This is a genomic window from Mesorhizobium sp. M1A.F.Ca.IN.020.03.2.1 (genome assembly GCF_004023205.1).
GTDB lineage: Bacteria > Pseudomonadota > Alphaproteobacteria > Rhizobiales > Rhizobiaceae > Mesorhizobium.
The window spans coordinates 1-1,389 of sequence record NZ_RZSV01000463.1 but is presented as its reverse complement, the minus strand read 5'-3'; the positions used below and the strand labels follow the sequence as shown (position 1 = coordinate 1,389).

At 65.4% G+C, this 1,389-nt stretch carries 2 protein-coding genes and 1 pseudogene; 1 reads left to right on the top strand and 2 read right to left on the bottom strand.

Annotated elements, in window-relative coordinates:
- A pseudogene (locus EOA79_RS33980) lies at positions 1–149 on the bottom strand (CHAD domain-containing protein); the annotation flags it as partial.
- Entirely contained in the window at positions 146–619 is a 474-nt protein-coding gene (locus tag EOA79_RS32055; RefSeq protein ID WP_067323434.1) for a CYTH domain-containing protein, read from the bottom strand. The gene EOA79_RS32055 and the pseudogene EOA79_RS33980, both read right to left, overlap by 4 nt.
- 90 nt (positions 620–709) lie before the next feature.
- On the opposite strand from EOA79_RS32055, the gene EOA79_RS32050 reads away from it, so the two are divergent.
- Positions 710–1,389 (top strand): DUF1956 domain-containing protein (locus tag EOA79_RS32050; RefSeq protein WP_128293690.1); only part of this gene is annotated, 680 nt, incomplete at its 3' end.

Genomic DNA, 1,389 nt, shown 5'->3' with positions numbered 1-1,389 from the left:
CCCTTAAGCCGCTTACGGCACTTGTGCAGTCCCTGCTCCGGCTTGTCGCGCGCCGTCTCGAGTTGGCCAAGCGCCTTGCCGATCTCGTCAGCCAATATGCGCCTGACCTCGCCGGTCAGCGGCAAGCGCGGATCGATGCGAAAGCTCATGCGGCTATCTCCGGAATCCCGCCGAGGGCCAGCGACGCGTTGTAAAACCTCGACTCACCGGTGACCTCGCGACCGAGCCAGTCGGGCAGCATTTCGTCAGGCACGTCCTCCGGCGTCTCCAACTCCGCGACCACCAGCCCCGAGAGCACTCCGCCGAACACATCGACTTCATAGAGATAGCCGCGGTGCCTAACATGGTGACGTGTCTTCTCGATGACACGCCCGATCGCGAAGGCCATCAATTCCTCGGCCTCGGCGAGCGGGATCGGATATTCGAATTCGTCGCGCTCGCGCGCCTTGTTGCCGAACTTCAGCGTCAGCGCGGCGGAGCCTCCGTCGCTGATGCGTACGCGAACCGTGCGTCCAGGCTGCGCGGCGACGTAGAACTGACGAATGCGGATATGCGCCTCGACCAGGCTGCGCCAGGCGGGATCAGCGACCAGGAACTTGCGCTCGACTTCCTTGCCCATGGCCGCGCACTAAAGCCCGCCCGCAGGAAGATGGCAAGCCGCGTTGGAATTCAATTTGACTTTAATCAATCGATTGATTAAATAGGTGGAATGAGCAAACAAACGAACGCCAAAGGGCCGCAACGCGAAGCCTCTCCCGCCGATCAAACGCGCGCGGCGCTGGTGCAGGCCGCGCTGAAGCTGTTCGGCCGGCAGGGCTTCGACGGCACCTCGACGCGCGAGATCGCGGCCGAGGCCAAGGCCAATATCGGCTCGATCGCCTATCATTTCGGCGGCAAGGAGGGGCTGCGCGCCGCCGCCGCCGACTTCATCGTCGAGACCATCCAGGGGATCGCCGGCCAGGCGCTCGGCGCACCCCAGCCGGCGGCCCCTTCGAGCCCGGAAGCCGCCCGGGCGCAGCTCTTTGCCGCGCTGGCGCGGATGGTCGGCTTTGTCGTGGCAAGTCCCCAGGCCGGCGAGATCGTACAATTCGTACTGCGCGAGCTCTCGCATCCGACGGCGGCGCTCGACCGCATTTATGCCGGCGTGTTCGAACCGACGCATCGCCGGCTGTGCCAGATCTGGGAGCAGGCGACCGGCGAACCGGCCGAGAGCGAGGCCACGAGGCTCACCGTGTTCACCATCATCGGGCAGGTCATCTATTTCCGCATCGGACGCGAGGCGGTGATGCGCAGGATGGGCTGGCGCGAGATCGGCGACAAGGAGGCCGCCAAGGTCGTGGCGGTCGCGACCGACAACCTCAGGGCAATGCTTGCGGCGCGCGACGCAGC